The organism is Streptomyces sp. NPDC051822, from assembly GCF_044452745.1.
Taxonomy (GTDB): Bacteria; Actinomycetota; Actinomycetes; order Streptomycetales; family Streptomycetaceae; genus Streptomyces.
In genome coordinates, this window is record NZ_JBITBZ010000002.1 from 35410 (window position 1) to 56338 (window position 20929).

The following is a 20929-nucleotide window of genomic DNA, read 5'->3' on the forward strand; positions in this document are numbered from 1 at the left end:
TCGCGGGGGCACCGGGCCTCGCGTCTTTCCCGCTCCTCCTACGCCGCCACGGCCTACGCCTCCACGGCGCCGAGCTGCGCCATCAGCCCGAGCAGGTCGTACTGCCACCACCCCTCCACGATCTTCCCGTCGTCCCGGAAGCGGTGGATCACCGTCCCCGTCATGGTCACCTCCATGCCGGTGGGCTGGAGCCCCATGAAGTCGCCCACGTGGGATCCCTTGAACATCCAGCGGGTGCAGACCCGGTCGCCCTCGGCGATCTGGTCCTCGACGGTGAAGCCGAAGTCGAAGCCGCCCCGCCACATCCGGACCTCGCGGCGGACCGCGTCCATGCCGATGACGTCCTGCTCGTTGGTCGGATCGTGGTCGTGGTAGCCCTCGGCCAGCACCTCGTCGAGCAGCGCGAGCTCCGGCTCGCCGACGAACATCTCCAGGAGCCGCCGGGCGTTGCCCTTGTACAGCGCCTCGTCCCGCACCACGTCCAGGTCGGTGAAGGTCGGCATCTCGTCACAGAGCGCGACCATCTCCCGGAAGATCCGGTCCGTCTCGGGGAGCTGAGAGTTCCGCATCGCCACGTCGTACGAGGGGAACTCGACGATCTCCACGACGTGGGAGGCGTCCGAGCGGTCCTTGCCGACGATGCTGTGGGTCGCTGTCCGCTTGCCCTTGGTCTGCTCGACCCACTGATCCATGAGGCGGTTCAGGTCGTCGACCCGACTGGTCTTGCAGTCGATGATTTGTACAAAGCTCATGGTGCCTCCCGACCCAGGTAGGACCCTTCCAGTCTAGGTTGGGCGGATGGAGTGGGCAGGGGGAGAGCGGTCGGTCACGGTCGCGGACACGGCGGGCAACGTCGTGATCGGCCACAACAACCGGATCGGCGTACCGGAACCGCCGGAGATCCGCTCCGGATACCGCGAGCAGGTCCGCCGGATCGCCCCCGAGGAACTCGTGGGCCGCGAAGAGGAGTTGGCGGAGCTCGCGGCCTTCTGTCGCGCCGACTCCGGCCCCGCGTACATCTGGTGGCGGGCGGACGCCTGGGCGGGGAAGACGGCCCTGCTGTCCTGGTTCGCCCGCAACCCACCGCCGGGGGTGCGGATCGTCCCCTTCTTCATCACGGCCCGGCTCGGCGCCCACAACGACGTCGCTGCGTACGTGGACGTCGTCCTGGAACAGCTCGCGGAACTGGCCGGGCAGGGCCTCCCCGCCCTCCTCACCGCCGCGACCCGCGAGGCCCACCTGCTGCGCCTGTACGGCTCCGCCGCCGAGGCCTGCGCGGCGCGCGGCGAGCGCCTTGTCCTCCTCGTCGACGGTCTCGACGAGGACCGGGGCGTGACGACGGGCCCGGACGCCCACTCGATCGCGTCACTCCTTCCGTACGACCTGCCTGTCATCGTCTCCGGCCGCCTCAACCCGCCCCTTCCGTTCGACGTGCCGGAGGACCACCCGCTCCGGGACCCGGAGGTCGTACGGATCCTGTTCCCTTCTCCGAGGGCCTGTGTGATCCGGGCGGAGGCGGAACGCGAGCTGAAGCGGCTCCTGGAGGCGGGCGGTCTGCCGTACGAACTCCTGGCACTGCTCACGGCGGCGGGCGGCGGCCTCACGGCGGACGACCTCGCGGAGCTGACCGGCGAAGTGCCCTACCGGGTCAGGGACGTGCTGCGTACGGGCCCGGGGCGGACGTTCGCGGTACGGGGTGAGGCGTATCTGCTCGCGCACGAGGAACTGGCTGCCGGCGCGCGGGAGATGCTGGGCGCGCGGGAGCTGACCCGGTGCCGGGAGGTGCTGCACGCCTGGGCCGGGACCTGGCGGGACCGGGGCTGGCCGGACGGCACCCCGGCGTACCTCCTGCACGGCTACGTCCCGATGGTGCGGGCCGCCGGTGACCTGGACCAGATGCTCGCCTGCGCTCTCGACGGGGCGCGGCACGACCGGCTCCAGGAGGAGACCGGGGGTGTGGGCCAGGCAATGGCGGAGGTCCGGGCGACGGGCGAGGCGGTCCTCGAACGCGGCAACAAGGCGGACCTCGTGGCGACGATGCTGCGGCTCGCGTTCCGGCGCGACGAGCTGATGCGGCGCGCCGGTGGCGTACCGGTCGAACTGGCGGCGGTGTGGGCGGCGGCGGGGCGGATCGACCGGGCGACGGCCCTCGTCCGGAGCGAGGGCCGTCTGGAGACGGTGCACGGGCTGTGTGCGGTCGCGCTCAGGCTCCTGGAGGCGGGGGACCGGCCGGCCGCCGACGAACTGGTGACGGAGGCCGAGGGGATCGTCCTGGCCGAGGGGAACCGCTCCGATCGGGAGCTGCTCACGGGGTACCTGGTGACGGCCCTCCTCGCGACCGGCGAGCTGGACCGTGCAGAGCGGCGCGTGCTCACGGTCGAGTACGGCGTGGAACGGCGGCGTCTGCTGCTGTCCCTCCTCGACGCGCTCTGCGCGGCCGGACAGTACGAGCGTGCCGCCGCGCTCACCCAGGACCAGAACTTCCTGCTTCGGCTCGTGGCCGTGGCACGGGTGGCCGGGGCGCTGGCAGCCGCGGGCCGCGCGGGGGAGGCAGAGCGGCTCGTGCGCGAGGCGGTCGCCCGCGACCCGCATGTCGGGGTCGCGCTGCTCCTCGACGGTTCGCGGGCCCTGCGGGCGGCCGGTCACGAGGAGCGGGCGGACGCGCTCCGCTCCGAGGCGCTGCGGAGTCTCGACGCGGCGCCGAGGGCCCACTGGCTGTTCGAGACGGCGCGGGCGCTCGCTGCCGCGGGCGAGTTCGAGCACCTCGACCGCTGGACCCGGGAGCAGTTCCCGGGGCCGCAGCCAGGCCGGTGGGGGCGGGAGTTCGCCGAAGCCGGTGCCTGGGACCGGGCCCGGAAGGCCGCCGCCGAGATACCCGGAGGGACCGGCGAGCCGATCCTCCAGCTCGTCGTCGACGGGCTCGTCGAGGAAGGGCGTCTTGACGAGGCGGAGGCGATGATGGAGGAGTCGAAGTCCCTGGCCACGGTGCAGCTGCGGCTCAAGCTCGGCAAGGCCCTGCTGCGCGCGGGCGACCTCGACGGGGCGGGTGCGGTCGTCGACCGCCTCGGCGGGGAGTGGCACGCGGATCTGCTGGCCGCGTACGCGCGGGCGCTCTGCCGCGCGGGCCGCCGGGAGCGGGCGCAGGCCCTGCTGGACGGTGGCCGGAAGGGGGCCGTGGCGCAGGTGGGGATCGCGGACGCGCTTCTCGACGCGGGCGACCCGGAGGCGGCGATGGAGCTGCTCGTCGAGGCGGAACGGACGCTGCGGGCCCCCGAGCCCGAGGCGGCCGCCGAGGTGCTCCTGGGCGTGGCGCGGGCGCTGGCGGGTGTGGGCAGGGCGGAGGAGGCGCGGTCCCTGCTCGCCGTGGCCGAACACAGCGGGGCGGACGACGGTCTCGGGTTCGTGTCCGCGCTGGTGGCGGTGGGCGCGGTGGACCGTGCGGAGGAGCTGGCCACGGGCGGGGTTCTCTGGACGGAGACGGTGATCGGGGCCCGCCTCGCGGAGGGCGACTTCGACGCGGTGGTCCGCCTGGCCCGCAACGGCGGGCTGCCCTCCGGGCGGACCCTGGCGGTGGCCGTTCGCGGCCTGGTGGAGGCGAGGGCCTGGGACCGGGCGGCGCTTCTGGAGCGGGAGGGCAGCTCGTTCGACCAGGACCGGATGTCCTTGATCATGGTGGCGGGGATGGCGCGGGACGGACGGGCGCACGAGGCGGCCCGCCGGCTCGCAGAGGTGGGGACGGCCCGGACCGGGGGACTCGGCGTCGAGTTCCTGCCGGACCGTGTGCGCGCGCTGCTCGCCCTGGGGAGGCGCGGGGCGGCGGAACGCCTGGTGGGGCTGGCGCGGGCGGCCGTCGAGCCGCTGAATCCGACGACCCAGGCGCGGAACGTCGCCGAGGCCCTCGTCGCCCTCGGCGCCCACGAGGAGGCGTGCCGCCATGCCCGGGAGGCGGATCCCCGGAACGCCGAACAGCTGCTGCTGCTCGTTGCCGGGAACCTCGTCCGGGAATGCGCGTACGAGGAGGCGGCCCGGCTCCTCGCCGGGCTGCACGCGCTCGGTCACCGGTGCGCCGCCGTCTACGCCGACCTGGCCCGGGTCCACCCCGACCCCGTCCGGGCCCGGGAGTGCACCGCCCTCGGCCTGCACCTCGGCTCCTGGTCCGACGTCCTGCCCGCCGTCCTCCACAGTGCCCCCGAGACCTTCCCCCTGGTGGTGGCGGAGGCCGACCGCCTACGCCGAACGCTGGAGGTCTGACGCCCTGACCTCCTCCGCGAAGGGCTCCCCGCGCGCGTACCGCGCGATCTCCTCGAGCGCCTGGTCCGCCATCCGGTGCAGTTCGTTGCCCAGGGAGCCGGCCACGTGCGGGGTGAGCAGGACGTTCGGGAGGGTGTAGAGCGGGGAGTCGGGGGGCGGGAGGTCCGGGTCCGTGACGTCCAGGGTGGCGTGGAGGCGGCCGGTGAGGAGGTGCGGGAGGAGGGCCTTCTCGTCGATCAGGGAGCCTCGGGCGGTGTTGATCAGGGTTGCCCCGTCCGGCATCGCGGCGAGCTGGGCCGCGCCGATCATGCGGTACGTGGACGGGAGTTGTGGCGCGTGGACCGAGACGACCGTGCTGCGGGCGCACAGTTCGCCGAGGTCGGTCACCAGTTCCACGCCGGGCGGCGGGACGTCGACGTACGGGTCGTACAGGAGGATGTCGAGGTCGAAGGGGCGCAGGAGGTCGATGACCCGGCGCCCGATGCGGGAGGCGCCGACGATGCCGACGGTGCGGCGGTAGTTGCCCCAGGTCGTGGACTCGGTGAGCCAGGCGTGGCCGGTGCGGAGTTCGGCGTAGCGCTGGGCGGAGCCGAGGACCCGCTTCCCTGCGAAGAGGATCGCGGCGAGCGTGTACTCGGCGACGGGCAGCGCGTTGGCGGCGGCGGCCGAGGTGACGCGGAGGCCGCGTTCCCAGCAGGCTTCGGTGATGTGGTGCTTGACGGAGCCGGCGGCGTGGACGACGGCCCGCAGGCGCGGCGCGCGGTCGAGGACGTCGGGAGTGAGGGGGGTCGCTCCCCAGCAGGTGAGGAGGACCTCGGCCTCGGCGAGGGCCGCGGCGACGCGCGCGTCGGGGGCGGTCAGGTCGTGCGCCACCAGGTGCGGGTCGGTGTGCGCGAGCCGGGTGAGGCGGGTGCGGTGGGTGTCGGTGAGGAGGCGTTCGGGGACGCCCCTGCCCATCGCGAGGAGGAGGGAAGGGCGGTTGTCAGTGGTCGGGTGCATCGTTGTACCTGAGCTCCTCACTTGACGCTGCCGGCCGTCAGACCGGCCTTCCAGTGGCGCTGGAGGGAGACGAAGGCGACGACGAGGGGGACGACGGCGAGCAGGGATCCGGTGACGACGAGTGGGTAGTAGTCGGGTTCGGCGTGGGCGTTGCTGTTCCACGCGTACAGACCGAGGCTCAGCGGGTACAGCTTCTGGTCCGACAGCATCACCAGGGGGAGGAAGAAGTTGTTCCAGACGGCGGTGAACTGGAAGAGGAAGACGGTCACGAAGCCGGGCATGACCATGCGCAGACCGATGGACCAGAAGACGCGCAGTTCGCCCGCTCCGTCGATACGGGCTGCCTCCAGGGCCTCGTCGGGGATGTAGCCGGCGCAGAAGACCCGGGACAGGTAGACGCCGAAGGGGTTGACGAGGACGGGGATGAGGACGGCCCAGTAGGTGTTGACGACGCCGACCTCGCTGGCCAGGAGGTACATCGGCAGGGCGAGCGCGGTGGTGGGGACGAGCACGCCGAGCAGGACGAGGCCGAAGAGCTTCTCCTTGCCCCTGAAGTCGTAGACGTGGAAGGCGTATCCGGCGGCGACGCTGACGAACGAGCAGGCCAGGGCGCCGACTCCGGCGTAGAGGAGGCTGTTCAGGTACCAGTGGAAGTAGATGCCGTCGTTGTACTCGGCGAGCCGGGTGAGGTTGCCGCCCAGGTCGAAGCCCTCGAAGGAGAAGGCGTTTCCGGCGAGGAGGCCGCCGGCGTCCTTGGTGGCGGCGGTGAGCAGCCACACGAGCGGGAAGAGCATGTAGACGACGGCGAGGAGGAGGGAGCCGTTGACGGCCGTCTTGGAGAGCCATCGGTTCGGGGTGCGGGGGCCGCTCATGCCGTGCGCTCCCTTCGGGCCGTGCCCGCCGTGCCCGCCTTGCGGCGGCCGGTCAGCCTGGTGACGGCGAAGGAGAGCAGTGCCGCCGTCAGGGCGAGGAGTACGGAGGCGGCGGCGGCGAGTCCGTAGTCGTTGCGGTCGAATGCCGCGGTGTAGGCGTACATGTTCGGCGTCCAGGTGGAGGTGACGGCGGATCCGGTGCCCTTGTTGAGGATCAGTGGCTCGGTGAAGAGCTGGAGTGAGCCGATGACCGTGAAGAGGCCGACCATCGCGAGTGAGGCCTTGACGAGCGGGATCTTGACGGAGAAGGCGATGCGCCAGGCGCCGGCCCCGTCGACGGTGGCCGCTTCGAGGACGGAGCGGTCGATGGCCTGGAGGGCCGCGTAGAAGATGACCATGTTGTAGCCGAGCCATTCCCACAGGGCGATGTTGACGATGGAGGGCAGGGCGCCTTCGGGGGAGAAGAAGTCGAAGCCGATGCCTCCGGCCTCCATGGCCTGGACGACCGGGCTGAGTTGGGGGGTGTAGAGGTAGACCCAGATCAGGGCGGCGATGATGCCGGGGACGGCGTGCGGCAGGAAGAGCGCGAGCTGGAAGAAGCGGCGGGCGCGGGCGAGTGCCGAGTCGAGTAGGAGGGCGAGGCCGAGGGCTCCGGCGAGCAGCAGCGGGATGTAGAACAGGCAGTATCCGAGCAGGACGCCGAAGCCCTCGCGGAAGGCCCGGTCACCCAGCGCCGCGGTGTAGTTGTCGAGGCCGGTGAAGACGGTCTCGGTGCCGCCGAAGCCCAGTCCGGACTGCTTCTCGGTGAAGAGGCTGAGCCAGACCGCGTATCCGATCGGCACCACCATCACCGCGGTGAAGAGCAGGAAGAAGGGGGTCAGCAGGATCGTGGCGGCGCGGGTGCGGGCCTTCATGTGGTCAGCCCTCGACCTTCAGGCCGCGCTTGGTGAGTTCGGCGACGGTGGCGTCGTGACCGGCCTTGACGGCGTCGGCGATGCCGGGGCCGCCCTGGGTGATCTTGCCGAAGTGGTCCTTGATGGTGGTGTTGGTGGTGCCGGTGGTGGGTCCCCAGGCCCAGTTGGGGCTGATGGAGGCGCCGGAGGCCTCGAAGAGTGCGTAGATGTCCTGGCCGCCGTAGTAGCTCGCGTCGAAGGCCTTCTTGGCGACGGGCCGGAGGGCGGCGGCCGCCGGGAAGGCGGAGGAGGTGCCGGAGGCGATCCGGGCCTTGACGCCGTCCTCGGTGGTCGACATCCACTCGGCGAAGGTGACGGCGGCTGCCTTCCGCTTGCTGTCCTTGGTCACGGCGAAGGAGGTGCCGCCGAGCATGCCGCTGGCGGGCTTGCCGTCCCAGCTGGGCATGGGGGCGACGGCCCACTTGCCGTTCTGCTCGGGCAGGGTGCCCTTGAGGACGCCCGCGCCCCACGAGGCGCCGAGGTAGCCGATGGTGGTGCCGTTCTTGAGGGAGCCGGTCCACTCGGGGCTGAAGGAGGCGTTCTTGTGGACGAGTCCGGCGTCGAGGAGGCCCTGCCAGTAGGCGGTGACCTTGGTGGTGGCCGCGTCGGTGGTGTCGATCTTCCAGGTGTCGTTCTCGGCCTTGAACCACTGGGCGCCGGCCTGCCAGGCCATGGCCTCGAAGGTGGTCGGGTCGTCCGGGAAGAAGGTGGCGATACGGGCCTTGGCGTCGGCCTTCTTGACCTGCTCGGCGGCCTTCTTGAACGCGTCCCAGGTGGTGGGGACCTCGACCTTGTACTTCGCGAAGAGGTCCTTGCGGTAGAAGAAGGCCTGGGGGGCCGCGTCGAAGGGGACGGCCCAGGTCCTGCCGCCGAGGGTGGTGAGTTCGACGGTCTGCGGCAGCAGCTTGGCGCGGTCGGCCTCGGTGAACTCGCCGCCGATGTCCTGGAGGGCGCCCGAGCTGACGAACTCGGGGAGCGAGGAGTACTCGATGGAGACGAGGTCGGGGGCGTTGCCGGCCTTCACGGCGTTGGAGATCTTGGCGTAGCCGCCGGCGGTGCCGGAGGGGATTTCCTCGAACTTCACCTGGATGTCGGTGTGGGAGGCGTTGAAGGCGTCGACGACGTCCTTGGAGCCCTTGGCCCAGCCCCAGAAGGTGATGGTCACGGGCTCGTTCGGCTTGTTCGCGGTGTCTTTCGCGGTGTCGTCACCGCCGCCGCCGCAGGCCGTGAGTACGGCGAGGGCGGTGGCGGTGCCGGCTATGACGCGGGACGTTCTGCTCCAACTACGGGTCACGGCACGGCTCCTGGGGACGGGCGGCTGGGAGGTTGTGGCCGTGATCCTGTGACCGTTCATGACCGAAGTCAAGAGCGAAAGATTGATTGATCGAAAAGTGATCAGATTGAAGAGGTGGAGCGTGCCCCGCACGAGTCCCGCACCCGGAGCCTCGGCAGCAGCCCCAGATGCCGCCGCGCCGCGTCCTCCTCCGCGCTCTCGGCCTTTTCGGTGAGCCGCTCCACCAGCAGCTCGGTGGCGTGCCGCCCCACCTGCCGCTTCGGTGGGGCGACCGCCGTCAGCGGGGTGTCGGCGAGGGCCGCGACCTCGTCGTCGTACGCGATCAGGGCCAGGTCCTGCGGCACCCGCACGCCGAGCACGGCCAGGCGCTGCACGATCTCGATCGCGTCCACGTCGTTGTGGACCAGCGCCGCGCTCGCGAGCCCCGAGCCGACCGCCTCGTGCAGCGCTCGCACCGCCCGCTCGAAGCCCTCCGGGTCCGCCTCCGCCGGTACGGAGTCGATGACGGGCCGCGGCTCCGTGAGGCCGAGCGTCCCGAGCGCCTCGGCGTAGCCGGCGCGCACCGCGAGCGCCGTCGGGGAGTCCCGGCGCGCCACGAGCAGCGGCGTCGAGTGCCCGAGGCCGAGCAGGTGGCGCAGGGCGAGCAGGACGCCGTACCCGTGGTCGGAGGCGACCCGGTCCAGGCCGTCCAGCGGGCTGCCGGGCTCGGCCCTGCGCTCCAGGAGCACCGCCGGTACGGGGAGTTCGGCAAGCCAGTCCCCGTACGCGAGCCGGTCCTCCGGGCCCCGCCAGCCGGGCGCGACGAGGACGCCCTCGGCGCCCGCCGCGAGCAGTCCCTCGGTGCGGGCCCTGTCCTCCTCCGGCCGGTAGTCGGAGACGCGGAGCACCAGCCGGGCGCCCGCGCGGGCGGCGGCCTCGTGCGCCCCCCGGATGACCTCGGCGAAGTAGTAGGTGGCGGAGGGCGCGAGCAGGCCGATGACCAGGCCCTCGCCGGATCGCCCGGCGCCCGGTGCGCCCTGCCGGCGCGGCCAGGAGACCTGGCCGTGCACCCGGTCGATCAGGCCCCGGCCGGACAGCACCTCGACGTCACGGCGGGCGGTGACGGGGGAGACCCCGAGCCGTTCGGCCAGCTCGGCGACGCGGGCGGTGCCGCGCTCGCGGACCAGGGCCAGCAGTCGGTCGTGTCGTTCGGCGGCACTCTCGCGCACGGTGCGGTTCCCCCTCGCGTGGTGGTGGTCTGTCGACCCTAGCCCAGGAATGATCGAACGACACTTGTTTCGATCATTCGCTCTGAATCTCTTGACGTCCGATCGAAGCCTGTTCAGGATTCCGGGCGACGCAGACGTCACCAGGCAGCCCTCAGGGAGCATCATGCCCACGCCGCCCGAGAATCGTGAGCTCAGCCCGTACACCGGCTGGACCCGTGCCCACTGGGAGGCCACGGCGGACCGACTCCTCCTGGCCGTACGCCCCTTCGCCTCGCCGGAACGTGCGCTGATCGGCCTTCCAGGGCCCCGCCCCAGCTGGTCCGGAACCCGCTCGGACGGCCTGGAGGGCTGGGCCCGCACCTTCCTCCTCGCCGCGCTCAGGGTCACGGGCGCCGGGGGAGCGGACCCCCACGGGCACCTGGACCGGTACGCCCAGGGGCTCGCGGCCGGCACCCGCGAGCCGGGCGCCGAAGGCTCCGACAGCTGGCCCCTCACCACCGGCACCCGCCAGGCGATCGTCGAAGCCGCCTCCATCGCCCTCGGCCTCCGCCTCACCCGCCCCTGGCTCTGGGACCGGCTCGACGACCGCACCCGCGAACAGGTCGCCGACTGGCTCCGCCCCGCCCTCGGACCGTCCCCCGTCGACAACAACTGGTGGCTCTTCGGCCTCACCGTCGCCGGCTTCCTCCAGGACGCGGGCATCGACACCGACCGCGCCGCCGCCACGATCGACCGCTCCCTCGCCCGCGTCGAGGACTGGTACCTCGGCGACGGCTGGTACAGCGACGGCGACAACCGCGCCTTCGACCACTACAACGCCTGGGCCCTGCACTTCTACCCCGTGCTCCACGCCCACCTCGCCGGCGACCGGGCGCTCCTCGACCGGTACGGGCCCCGCCTGCGCGCCCATCTCGACGACTACGTCCACCTCTTCGACGCGGACGGCGCCCCCCTCCCGTACGGGCGATCCCTGATCTACCGCTTCGCCGCGGCCGCCGCGCCCTGGCTCGGCGCCCTCACCGGACACACCCCACTCACACCCGGCGCCACCCGCCGCCTCGCCTCCGGCACCCTGCGGTACTTCCTCGACCGCGGCGCCACCGACACGAACGGGCTCCTCACCCTCGGCTGGCACGGCCCCTATCCGCCGCTGGTCCAGGAGTACTCGGGCCCCGGCTCCCCCTACTGGGCGTCCAAGGGCTTCCTGGGGCTCCTCCTGCCCGCGGGCCACCCCGCCTGGACCGACCCCGAGGAACCCCTGCCCGCCGAACACGCCGACACCGTGCGCCCCTTCGCCCCGGCCGGGCTGCTCGTCCAGACCACCGCCGCCGACGGGCTCGTACGCCTCCACAACCACGGCAGCAACCATGTGCACAGCGCCGAGCCGGGCGGCGAGGACGACCCCGGATACGCCCGCCACGCCTACTCGACCCGTACGGGACCCAGTACGGGAACCGCACCCGCCGACAACCACTTCGCCCTGCTGCCGGACGGCGGCCCCGCCACCGCCCGCGGTCCCGCCACCCCGCTCGGCACCGGCCCCGACCGGGCCGCCTCCGTCCACCGTCCGCTGCCCGGCGTCCGGGTGGTCTCCGCGACGCTCGCCCACGGCCGCGCCGAGGTCCGCGCCCACCTCGTGCTCGGCGCCCCGGAAGGGACCTCCGTACGGCAGACCGGGTGGGCCACCACCCCCGACGGGCCGCACGCCCAGCTCCATCCGGTCCACGGTTACGGCCCCGGGGCGGCCGAACTCCCCACCGGGGAAACCCTTCAGGGGCCCGGCAGCCGGACCCTCGCCCTCCACGGCACCACGACGGGCCCGGCGCCCCTCTTCGTGGCCCTCGCCTCACTCACCGCCGAAGCCGGCCCCGCCCCGGTGGCCGACCTCGCGGACGTCCAGGTCGCCGGCCACCTGCTGAGCGTGACCTGGCAGAACGGAACCACCGCCCGACTGGATCTCGGCGCCCTCGGGAACTGATCCGGACCGGGTCACTTCCCGGCGCCCTCGGGAACCGATCCGGACCGGGTCACTTCGGCCCGTACTTGCGCCCCGCCTTCGAGGAGACCCCGCCGAGCAGGCCGCGCGGCGCCAGCTTCACCACACCCATCAGGGCCTTGTACCGGGGGTCGGGGATCGACAGCGTCTTCCCCCGCTCCAGGTCCGACAGCGCCGCCGTCACCAGCTTGTCCGCGTCGAGCCACATCCAGCCGGGGATGTTCTCCGTCCCCATCCCGGCCCGCTCGTGGAACTCGGTCCGTACGAAACCGGGGCAGAGCGCCATCAGCCGTACCCCGCTGCCCGCCAGGTCACGGGCGGCGCCCTGGGTGAACTGCACGACCCAGGCCTTCGACGCCCCGTACGTCCCGCGGGGCACGAAGGCCGCCACGGAGGCGACGTTCACCACGGCGCCCCTGCGGCGCTCCTTCATCGAGGCGGCGGCGGCCGAGGTCAGCCGCAGCACCGCCTCGCAGTGCACCGTGAGCATCTTCAGCTCGTCGGCCATGGACACCTCGAGGAAGCGGCCCTTGTTGCCGAAGCCCGCGTTGTTCACGAGCAGGTCCACCGGCTGCTTCGGGTCCGAGAGCCGCGCCTCGACGGCGGCGATGCCCTTCTCCTCGGAGAGGTCCGCCGCGAGCACCCCGGCCTCGACGCCGTGCCGGTCGTGCAGCTCGGTCGCCTGCTCCCGGAGCCGCTTCATGTCCCGGGCCACGAGCACGACGTCGTGGCCGTCGGCCGCGAGCCTCCGTGCGAAAGCGGCCCCGATGCCCGCGGTGGCGCCCGTAATCAGTGCAGTCGTCATACGGGCACGGTAGTGCCCTGCTCGTCGGCCCTGCCCGCCGCGTACTTGTCCGCGTACTGACGTGCGAGGGCGAGGAGTCCCGACTCCATCCACTCGGCGGCGGCCAACGTGCCGGGCAGCAGCGTGCGTTCGGCGGTCGCGGCACGGTGGAGCAGGGCGACGGTGACGTCGTGAGCGGGCCGGTGGACGACCGCGATCGGGTCACCGGCGCGGATCTCGCCCGGCACGATCACGCGCAGCAGCGCGCCGGGACCGGCCTGGGACCGCGTGAACCGCCGGACCCAGCCCTTCTCCTCGACGAAGCCCGCGAACGTACGGCAGGGGATACGGCCTCCGGTGACCTCAAGGACCACGTCCTCGCCGATCCGCCACCGCTCGCCGATCAGCGCCCCGTTCACGTCGACGCCCCGGGTGGTGAGGTTCTCGCCGAAGGAGCCGTTGGCCAGCTCGCGGCCGAGCTCTCCCTCCCACAGATCCAGGTCCTCGCGGGCGAAGGCGTACGCGGCCCGGTCGTTGCCGCCGTGGAACCGCAGGTCGCAGACCGTGTCCCCGGCGAGCCCGCTCCTCCCGACACCGGGCACCCCCGGGGCCTCGATCCGCACCGGCCCCTCGACGGGACGCTTGTCGATGGCGGTGAGGCCGGAAGCGGCGTCGGTGTAGTCGACGGCTCTGGCACGGCCCACGTTCACACTCAGCAAGGTCATGCGGGCACCCTACGGGCAGCCGTCTCAAAGCTTCCAGTGAAAATGTGCCGCTCGGTCCAAGACTCGCTTATGCTGGAGCGCATGATCGAGGCACGCCATCTCCGCGTCCTGCGCGCCGTCTCCGCCACCGGCTCCTTCTCGGCCGCCGCGCGCGAACTCGGCTGCACCCAGCCCGCCGTCAGCCAGCAGATGAAGGCCCTCGAAGCCTCCGCCGGCACGCCGCTGCTGATCCGCACCGGACGCGAGATGCGCCTCACCCAGGCGGGCGAGGTCCTCGTCCGCCACGCCTCCGGCATCCTCGCCGGGCTGACCGCCGCGGAGGAGGAGGTCGCCGCCATCGCCGGGCTCCGGGCGGGCCGGGTCCGCCTGGTCTCCTTCCCCAGCGGCAGCTCCACCCTCGTCCCCACCGCGCTCGCCGCCCTGCGGGCGGCGCACCCCGGCACCCGCGTCTCGCTCGTCGAGGCCGAACCGCCGCGCTCGATCGAGATGCTCCGCGACGGCGACTGCGACGTGGCCCTCGCCTTCCGGTACGGGGCAGGGCAGGCCGAGTGGGACGACCTGGTCGTCCGCCCGCTCCTCGCCGACCGGCTGGTGGGCCTCGTCCCCGAGGGGCACCGGCTCGCCGGGGCCGCGTCGGTGGGCATCGCCGAACTCGCGGACGAGTCCTGGATCGCGGGCTGTCCGCGCTGCCGCCGCCAGCTCGTGGACGTCTGCGAGGAGGCTGGCTTCACCCCGCGCATCGACTTCGCGACCGACGACTACCCGGCCGTGGTGGGCCTGGTCGGCGCCGGCCTGGGCGTGGCCGTCCTGCCGGAGCTGGCCATCGAGTCCGTACGGCCCAAGGGCGCGCGGACCGTGACCGTGGAGCCCGCGGTGGAGCGGGAGATCGTGGCCCTCACGCTGCCCGACCTCGCCCAGGTCCCGGCCGTCGCGGCCACCCTGGACGAACTGACCCGCGCCGCCACGCGCGCGTAGGCGCGTAGATCGCGTAGACACGGCTCCGCGCCGCCACGCGCGCGCAGAGAGTCGCGCGACGCGCGCGTGGGCACGGTTCCGTCGTTACGCGTTTCTGCCCTTACGCGGTTCTGCCCTTTAGTGAACTGGAGAAACGTTCCTTCACATGCGCTCCACAGATGGCCGGCCCGCTGCCGACGCCGATGTCGTCATGGATGTCACGGAGGTCATGGACGCGACCGACGGCGCGGACGACGGCGACGATGCCGTCGGGGCCGTGGTGATCAGGCGATTGCGCGCGCGTCCCATGAGCTCTTCGCGTTCGTCCTCGGTGAGGCCGCCCCATACGCCGTAGGGCTCCCGCACGGCGAGTGCGTGAGCCGCGCACTCGGCGCGTACCGGGCACCGCATGCAGACCTCTTTCGCCGAGTTCTCACGCGCACTCCGTGCCGCGCCGCGCTCTCCCTCCGGGTGGAAGAACAAGGAGCTGTCGACTCCGCGGCAGGCCGCGAGCAGTTGCCAGTCCCACAGATCGGCGTTGGGTCCGGGAAGGCGGGAGAAATCTGCCATTGCGCTAGTCCCCTTGAAACCGTGTCGAACGGATAGGTGGGCGGATGGATGGCTGATGGCCGGGGTTCCTCGGGTCCCGACAGGTCCGGTCGGTACACCTACTGTCGAAGTAGATGTAAATATGACTCATTGCGAATCTAGCCACAGACACTGCGAAAAGGGAAGAAAACCCGCTAAATGGGGCAGTACCTTTCGATGCTGGACAGAAGGCTCGCGTCGCTCTCCTCCGCACACGGACCCTCACGTAGAGTGCCGAACGCTGCCGTCCGACCCGTAACTCTTTCGAGTGACCGTCGTTGAGTCTGCGGAGGCGGTTGAAGGAACAAGCGATCGGGCAGGTGTCCGAGAGCGTCAATCGCACAGGTGACGATTACGTACAGCCCTGGAGGCTCAAGGTGACGCGCAACAGCTGCGAGAGCCGCGGAGGTCACGCATGACATCCGTCCTCGTCTGCGACGACTCCCCGCTTGCCCGAGAGGCGCTTCGCCGCGCGGTCGCGACCGTGCCCGGCGTCGAGCGCGTGACCACCGCGGCCAACGGCGAGGAAGTCCTCCGCCGCTGGGGCGCGGACCGCTCGGACCTGATTCTGATGGACGTACGCATGCCCGGTCTGGGCGGCGTGGAGACCGTCCGCCGGCTGCTCTCCGCGGACCCCGGCGCCCGCATCATCATGCTCACGGTCGCCGAGGACCTCGACGGCGTCGCCCTCGCGGTCGCCGCAGGTGCCCGCGGCTACCTGCACAAGGACGCCTCGCGCGCCGAACTGCGGGCCACCGTCACCCAGGCGCTGGCCGACCCGACCTGGCGGCTCGCCCCGCGACGGCTCCGTTCGGCCGAGATGGGCGCCGCGCCCACCCTCACCGCGCGTGAGATCCAGGTCCTCGAAGGCATGAGCCACGGCAGGTCCAACGCGGAGATCGGACGGGAGCTGTTCCTGTCCGAGGACACCGTCAAGACCCACGCCCGGCGCCTCTTCAAGAAGCTGGGCGCCTCCGACCGGGCGCACGCGGTGGCCCTCGGATTCCGCTGGGGCCTGGTCCGCTGAATCGCAGGTCACCTGCCACATCCCCGTCCTCGTCCGCGTCCGTCGTGGGGTGGACGGGGTGGGCTTGTGTCACTTCCCCGCGCTATGCCGCATCCTTGAGGTGTGGAGTTCCTCGGGGACGAGTCGATCGAGCGGGAGGGGAGGGCGCGGGATATGAGCTCCGGCGCACCTGCTCATAACGCTTCGGTGCACAACTACGGACGCGGTGCCGCGAACGCAGAGGCGTCGGGGCACCATGGAGCGATGCGCGACGACGAGACCGTGGGTTCCCCCATGCCTGCCGGGCAAGGGGAGATCGGCGCGCTCGTCCATCGCGCGGTCGACGGTGACGCGCAGGCCACGCACGACCTGCTCGCCCGCGTGCATCCGCTCGCCCTGCGGTACTGCCGCACCCGCCTCAACCGGCTGCCCGGTGACGCCCGGCACTTCGTCGAGGACCTGGCCCAGGAGGTCTGCGTCGCCGTCCTGATGGCGCTGCCGCGCTACAAGGACACGGGCAGGCCCTTCGAGGCCTTCGTCTTCGCCATCGCCGGTCACAAGGTCGCCGACCTCCAGCGCGCCGCCATGCGGCACCCCGGATCCACGGCCGTGCCCTCCGACGAGATGCCCGAGCGCCCGGACGACTCCCTCGGTCCCGAGGAGCGCGCGCTCCTCAGCGACGACGCCGAGTGGGCCAAGAAGCTGCTCGCCAACCTCCCGGAGAACCAGCGCGAACTGCTCGTGCTCCGCGTCGCGGTCGGACTGACCGCCGAGGAGACCGGCCAGATGCTCGGCATGTCCCCCGGCGCGGTCCGGGTCGCCCAGCACCGGGCGCTCAGCCGGCTCAGGGCGCTGGCCGAGCAGTAAGACTCACTGGGGCTTGTCGTCCCTTTCGTACACGTGCGAACGTCCAAAGGTTTCCGCTGATCTTGATCGTGGAATGAGACACCGCTTCAGCCCGTTAGCATGGACATCCCGCACCGATCAAGGCCATTTGGGAAGGTGTCATGACTGCCAACGTCGACGGAGTGCCCGAGAAATTCGCGACACTCGGGCTGACCTACGACGACGTCCTGCTTCTGCCGGGCGCGTCCGAGGTCCTCCCGAACGCGGTCGACACCTCGTCCCGCATCTCCCGCAACGTCCGCGTGAACATCCCGCTGCTCTCGGCGGCGATGGACAAGGTCACCGAGTCCCGCATGGCCATCGCCATGGCGCGACAGGGTGGCGTGGGCGTGCTGCACCGCAACCTCTCGATCGAGGACCAGGTCAACCAGGTCGACCTCGTGAAGCGCTCCGAGTCCGGCATGGTGACCGACCCGATCACCGTGCACCCGGACGCGACCCTGGCCGAGGCCGACGCGCTCTGCGCCAAGTTCCGCATCAGCGGCGTCCCGGTCACCGACCAGGCCGGCAAGCTCCTCGGCATCGTCACCAACCGCGACATGGCCTTCGAGTCGGACCGCAGCCGCCAGGTGCGCGAGGTCATGACCCCGATGCCGCTGGTCACCGGCAAGGTCGGCATCTCCGGCGTGGACGCGATGGAGCTGCTCCGCCGCCACAAGATCGAGAAGCTGCCGCTGGTCGACGACTCCGGCATCCTCAAGGGCCTCATCACGGTCAAGGACTTCGTCAAGGCCGAGAAGTACCCGCACGCCGCCAAGGACGCCGAGGGCCGACTGCTCGTCGGCGCGGCCGTCGGCGCCAGCCCCGAGGCGCTGGAGCGCGCCCAGGGCCTGGCCGCGGCGGGCGTCGACTTCCTGATCGTCGACACGTCCCACGGTCACAACAGCAACGCCCTGAACTGGATGGCGAAGATCAAGTCCAGCGTCGGCGTCGACGTCATCGGCGGCAACGTCGCGACGCGTGACGGCGCGCAGGCCCTGATCGACGCCGGTGTCGACGGCGTCAAGGTCGGCGTCGGCCCGGGCTCCATCTGCACCACCCGTGTGGTCGCCGGCATCGGCGTCCCGCAGGTCACCGCCATCTACGAGGCGGCGCTCGCCGCCCGCGCGGCCGGCGTCCCGGTCATCGGCGACGGCGGCCTGCAGTACTCCGGAGACATCGGCAAGGCGCTCGCCGCCGGCGCCGACACGGTGATGCTGGGCAGCCTCCTCGCCGGCTGCGAGGAGTCCCCGGGCGAGCTGCAGTTCATCAACGGCAAGCAGTTCAAGTCGTACCGCGGCATGGGCTCGCTCGGCGCGATGCAGTCCCGCGGCCAGGGCCGGTCCTACTCCAAGGACCGCTACTTCCAGGCCGAGGTCGCCTCGGACGACAAGCTCGTCCCCGAGGGCATCGAGGGCCAGGTGCCCTACCGCGGCCCGCTGGCCAACGTCCTGCACCAGCTCGTCGGCGGCCTGCGCCAGACCATGGGCTACGTGGGCGCGGCGACCATCGAGGAGATGGAGTCCAAGGGCCGCTTCGTCCGGATCACGTCCGCGGGCCTCAAGGAGAGCCACCCGCACGACATCCAGATGACGGTCGAGGCACCGAACTACAGCAGGAAGTAACACAGCGCGACGCGTGGGGGCGGTTCCGGCATGTGGCCGGAGCCGCCCCTCACGCTTGTGTCGGGGATACTGGTAGGCGCAGACGTAGAGGGAAAGGCCACACATCGTGACTGAGATCGAGATCGGGCGCGGCAAGCGCGGCCGCAGGGCGTACGCGTTCGACGACATCGCCGTCGTCCCGAGCCGGCGCACCCGGGACCCGAAGGAGGTCTCGATCGCCTGGCAGATCGACGCCTACCGGTTCGAGCTGCCGTTCCTGGCCGCTCCCATGGACTCGGTCGTGTCGCCGCAGACCGCCATCCGGATCGGCGAGCTGGGCGGCCTCGGCGTCCTGAACCTGGAGGGTCTCTGGACCCGGTACGAGGACCCGCAGCCGCTGCTCGACGAGATCGCCGAGATGGACGAGGCGACCGCGACCCGCCGTCTGCAGGAGATCTACGCCGCCCCGATCAAGGAAGAGCTGATCGGGCAGCGCATCAAGGAGGTGCGCGACTCCGGTGTCGTCACCGCCGCCGCGCTCTCCCCGCAGCGCACCGCGCAGTTCTCCAAGGCCGTCGTCGACGCCGGCGTGGACATCTTCGTCATCCGCGGCACGACGGTCTCCGCCGAGCACGTCTCCGGCGCCGCGGAGCCGCTGAACCTGAAGCAGTTCATCTACGAACTGGACGTCCCGGTCATCGTCGGCGGCTGCGCCACGTACACCGCGGCCCTGCACCTGATGCGCACCGGCGCGGCGGGTGTCCTCGTCGGCTTCGGCGGCGGCGCCGCGCACACCACCCGTAACGTGCTCGGCATCCAGGTCCCGATGGCGACCGCGGTCGCCGACGTGGCCGCGGCCCGCCGCGACTACATGGACGAGTCCGGCGGCCGGTACGTGCACGTCATCGCCGACGGCGGTGTCGGCTGGTCCGGCGACCTGCCGAAGGCCATCGCCTGCGGCGCGGACTCGGTCATGATCGGCTCCCCGCTGGCCCGCGCCACGGACGCGCCCGGCAAGGGCCACCACTGGGGCATGGAGGCCGTCCACGAGGACGTGCCGCGCGGCAAGCTGGTCGACCTGGGCATCGTCGGCACCACCGAGGAGATCCTCGCGGGCCCGTCGCACATCCCGGACGGCTCGATGAACTTCTTCGGCGCCCTGCGCCGCGCGATGGCCACGACCGGCTACAGCGAGCTCAAGGAGTTCCAGCGCGTCGAGGTCACGGTCGCGGACGCGCAGCACAAGCGCTGACGCCGTCCCGTACGCGCGCGAGGGGCCCCGCACCGGGTGGTGCGGGGCCCCTCGCGTGTTCCGGGGACGGCCGCCGACCTTGCCTGCGGCGAGAACGACGAGGAAGCCGACACCGAGGGCGGCCCAGCCGATCTCCCGCTTGCGGGCCGCGCCTCAGAGCCGGTGGGCGGCGCCGCCGGGGGTGGCGCCCCGGGTGTCGAGGAGGAGTTGTGCCTTCACGGAGAGGCCCTGGAGGTCGTACGTGCGGTGGTGCTGGAGAAGGACCGTCAGGTCGGCGTGGGCGGCGGCCTCGTAGAGGGAGTCCGCGCGCGGGACGGGCAGTTCGCGGACGCGCCAGTCCGGGACGTACGGGTCGTGGTAGCTGACGGCCGCGCCCAGGTCCATCAGGCGGCGGGCGATCTCGTCGGCGGGGGAGCCCTGACGGTCGGGGAGGTCCGGCTTGTACGTGATCCCCAGGAGGAGGATCCGGGCGCCGCGGGCCGACTTGCCGTGTTCGTTCAGGAGGGTGGCGGCGCGCTGGACCACGTACCGCGGCATGCGTTCGTTGACCTGGCCCGCGAGCTCGACGAGGCGGAGCGGCCGGTGGGCGCCGACGGTGTCGACGGGGGCGCCGTGGCCGCCCACCCCCGGTCCCGGACGGAAGGCCTGGAAGCCGAAGGGCTTGGTCTCGGCGCAGCGGATGACGTCCCACAGGTCGACGCCGAGTTCGTGGCAGAGGACCGCCATCTCGTTGACCAGGGCGATGTTGACGTGCCGGAAGTTGGTCTCCAGGAGCTTGACCGTCTCCGCCTCGCGGGGGCCACGCGCGCGTACCACCTTGTCGGTGAGCCGGCCGTAGAAGGCGGCCGCCGCCTCGGTGCAGGCCGGGGTGAGGCCGCCGATGACCTTGGGGGTGCCGGCGAAGCCGTGCGTACGGCTGCCGGGGTCGAGGCGGCCGGGGGAGTACGCGAGGTGGAAGTCGCGTCCGGCGCGGAGGCCGGAGCCCGTTTCGAGGAGGTCGCGGAGCAGGCCCTCGGTGGTGCCCGGGGGGACCGGGGACTCCAGGAGGACGGTGGTGTGGGGGCGCAGCCGGGCGGCGAGCGCGCGGGCCGCGTCGGTGACGGCGGTGAGGTCCAGGGCGCGGTCGGGTCCGAGGGGGGTCGGTGCGCAGAGGACGGCGGTGCGGACCCGGCCGAGTTCGGCGGGGTCGGCGGTCGGCCGGAAGCCGCCGGCGAGCATCCGGCGGATCTCGGGCACGGTCAGCGGGCCGTCGACCGGGGACCGGCCCGCGGCGAGTTCGGCGACGGGGCGGGGATCGGTGTCGTAGCCGATGGTGTCGACGCCTGCGGCGGTGGCGGCCTGGGCGAGGGGGAGTCCGTGGTGGCCGAGGCCGATGACGGCGAGATCAGCGGGCATGGGGTGGGCCGTCCTTCCCAGTAGCCGGAGGGGACGCGACGCGCAAGCCCGGGTGGACAGAACGGGTCGAGCGCAATGTCAGACTAGGCGTAAATATGACCGATATGCGGCATTGTGGCGCCGAAGGTCGCCGAGTGTTATCCACAGGTCGGTGGCGAGGCGG

16 protein-coding genes and 1 pseudogene are annotated in these 20929 nt (G+C 72.0%); 7 read left to right on the forward strand and 10 right to left on the reverse strand.

Features of this window, described 5'->3' with window-relative positions; all coding sequences use genetic code 11:
- Window positions 1–53: 53 nt before the first annotated feature.
- A complete protein-coding gene (locus tag ACIA8N_RS05985; protein ID WP_365783278.1) occupies window positions 54–752 on the reverse strand; it encodes an ester cyclase in 699 nt (232 codons plus the stop codon).
- A 46-nt stretch (window positions 753–798) separates the two neighbouring features.
- Between ACIA8N_RS05985 and ACIA8N_RS05990 the strand changes: the two genes are divergently transcribed.
- Window positions 799–4251, forward strand: a complete 3453-nt coding sequence (locus tag ACIA8N_RS05990; protein ID WP_365783280.1) for a hypothetical protein — start codon at window positions 799–801, stop codon at window positions 4249–4251.
- Here the strand turns inward: ACIA8N_RS05990 and ACIA8N_RS05995 are convergent.
- From ACIA8N_RS05995 to ACIA8N_RS06015, 5 genes are all read right to left on the reverse strand, one after another.
- On the reverse strand, window positions 4228–5250 hold the full coding sequence (locus tag ACIA8N_RS05995) for a hydroxyacid dehydrogenase (protein ID WP_365783282.1): 1023 nt from the start codon (window positions 5248–5250) through the stop codon (window positions 4228–4230). The two genes, ACIA8N_RS05990 and ACIA8N_RS05995, sit on opposite strands and share 24 nt — an antisense overlap.
- 17 nt (window positions 5251–5267) lie before the next feature.
- Entirely contained in the window at window positions 5268–6122 is an 855-nt protein-coding gene (locus ACIA8N_RS06000; RefSeq protein WP_365783284.1) for a carbohydrate ABC transporter permease, read from the reverse strand.
- On the reverse strand, window positions 6119–7036 hold the full coding sequence (locus tag ACIA8N_RS06005) for a sugar ABC transporter permease (protein WP_365783286.1): 918 nt from the start codon (window positions 7034–7036) through the stop codon (window positions 6119–6121). Before ACIA8N_RS06005 ends, ACIA8N_RS06000 begins: the two co-directional genes overlap by 4 nt.
- A 4-nt stretch (window positions 7037–7040) precedes the next feature.
- Window positions 7041–8369 (reverse strand): sugar ABC transporter substrate-binding protein, encoded by a 1329-nt coding sequence (locus ACIA8N_RS06010; RefSeq protein ID WP_365783370.1) that lies wholly within the window; start codon window positions 8367–8369, stop codon window positions 7041–7043.
- 101 nt (window positions 8370–8470) lie between these two features.
- Window positions 8471–9577 (reverse strand): LacI family DNA-binding transcriptional regulator, encoded by a 1107-nt coding sequence (locus ACIA8N_RS06015; RefSeq protein WP_365783288.1) that lies wholly within the window; start codon window positions 9575–9577, stop codon window positions 8471–8473.
- Window positions 9578–9740: 163 nt separating this feature from the next.
- On the opposite strand from ACIA8N_RS06015, the gene ACIA8N_RS06020 reads away from it, so the two are divergent.
- Window positions 9741–11555: a DUF2264 domain-containing protein gene (locus ACIA8N_RS06020; RefSeq protein ID WP_365783290.1), complete on the forward strand. Its 1815-nt coding sequence runs from the start codon at window positions 9741–9743 to the stop codon at window positions 11553–11555.
- Window positions 11556–11604: 49 nt separating this feature from the next.
- Here the strand turns inward: ACIA8N_RS06020 and ACIA8N_RS06025 are convergent, their stop codons facing one another.
- Both ACIA8N_RS06025 and ACIA8N_RS06030 read right to left on the reverse strand, forming a co-directional pair.
- Window positions 11605–12378, reverse strand: a complete 774-nt coding sequence (locus ACIA8N_RS06025; RefSeq protein ID WP_365783292.1) for an SDR family NAD(P)-dependent oxidoreductase — start codon at window positions 12376–12378, stop codon at window positions 11605–11607.
- Window positions 12375–13082 carry an MOSC domain-containing protein gene (locus ACIA8N_RS06030; RefSeq protein WP_365783294.1) on the reverse strand — a complete coding sequence of 236 codons (708 nt, stop codon included), beginning with the start codon at window positions 13080–13082 and terminating at the stop codon, window positions 12375–12377. The genes ACIA8N_RS06025 and ACIA8N_RS06030 overlap by 4 nt, the downstream gene beginning before the upstream one ends.
- A gap of 81 nt (window positions 13083–13163) precedes the next feature.
- On the opposite strand from ACIA8N_RS06030, the gene ACIA8N_RS06035 reads away from it, so the two are divergent.
- The gene (locus ACIA8N_RS06035; protein WP_030211436.1) at window positions 13164–14057 is read left to right on the forward strand and encodes a LysR family transcriptional regulator; all 894 of its coding nucleotides are present in this window, start codon (window positions 13164–13166) and stop codon (window positions 14055–14057) included.
- A 225-nt stretch (window positions 14058–14282) separates the two neighbouring features.
- Here ACIA8N_RS06035 and ACIA8N_RS06040 read toward each other — a convergent pair.
- A pseudogene (locus ACIA8N_RS06040) lies at window positions 14283–14606 on the reverse strand (WhiB family transcriptional regulator); the annotation flags it as partial.
- 433 nt (window positions 14607–15039) lie between these two features.
- On the opposite strand from ACIA8N_RS06040, the gene ACIA8N_RS06045 reads away from it, so the two are divergent.
- The 4 genes from ACIA8N_RS06045 to ACIA8N_RS06060 all read left to right on the forward strand — a co-directional run bounded on the left by ACIA8N_RS06045 (window position 15040) and on the right by ACIA8N_RS06060 (window position 19371).
- On the forward strand, window positions 15040–15651 hold the full coding sequence (locus ACIA8N_RS06045) for a response regulator transcription factor (RefSeq protein ID WP_003948568.1): 612 nt from the start codon (window positions 15040–15042) through the stop codon (window positions 15649–15651).
- 243 nt (window positions 15652–15894) lie between these two features.
- Window positions 15895–16497 (forward strand): sigma-70 family RNA polymerase sigma factor, encoded by a 603-nt coding sequence (locus tag ACIA8N_RS06050; RefSeq protein ID WP_030211429.1) that lies wholly within the window; start codon window positions 15895–15897, stop codon window positions 16495–16497.
- A 140-nt stretch (window positions 16498–16637) separates the two neighbouring features.
- Complete coding sequence (gene guaB, locus ACIA8N_RS06055; RefSeq protein WP_030211427.1) at window positions 16638–18140, forward strand: IMP dehydrogenase; 1503 nt, start codon at window positions 16638–16640, stop codon at window positions 18138–18140.
- 106 nt (window positions 18141–18246) lie between these two features.
- Window positions 18247–19371, forward strand: coding sequence for a GuaB3 family IMP dehydrogenase-related protein (locus ACIA8N_RS06060; protein ID WP_030549176.1), 1125 nt, complete (start codon window positions 18247–18249; stop codon window positions 19369–19371).
- Between the two features lie 153 nt (window positions 19372–19524).
- Here ACIA8N_RS06060 and ACIA8N_RS06065 read toward each other — a convergent pair whose 3' ends face one another.
- Window positions 19525–20766, reverse strand: coding sequence for a nucleotide sugar dehydrogenase (locus ACIA8N_RS06065; protein ID WP_365783298.1), 1242 nt, complete (start codon window positions 20764–20766; stop codon window positions 19525–19527).
- Window positions 20767–20929: the final 163 nt, after the last annotated feature.